This is a genomic window from Arthrobacter sp. SIMBA_036, from assembly GCF_046535135.1.
GTDB lineage: Bacteria > Actinomycetota > Actinomycetes > Actinomycetales > Micrococcaceae > Arthrobacter.
Window position 1 is genome coordinate 1 of record NZ_JAWRXG010000341.1, and the last position, 252, is coordinate 252.

The 252-nt window shown below is 63.5% G+C and carries 1 protein-coding gene; it reads right to left on the bottom strand.

Annotation, left to right across the window (positions count from 1 at the left end; genetic code table 11):
• Nucleotides 1–252 (bottom strand): NAD-dependent epimerase/dehydratase family protein (locus SB659_RS20120; protein WP_410551703.1); only part of this gene is annotated, 252 nt, incomplete at both ends.

The following is a 252-nucleotide window of genomic DNA, read 5'->3' on the forward strand; positions in this document are numbered from 1 at the left end:
GAGCGGTTCGCGCAGGATACCGGAGAAGAAGCCCGAGGCTGCCTTGTTGGGCTTGCCCGGGCGGATGCAGATGGTCGGCAGCCGGATACCGATACCGTCGAGGAAACTGCGGCGGCTGTAATCGGACAGCAGCAGCTCGCTCATCGCCTTCTGCGCGCCGTAGCTCGTCAGCGGCGTCTGGTGGAAATCATCGGGAATGACCTTCGGGAAGGGTGAACCGAAGACGGCCAGCGACGAGGTGAAGACCACACG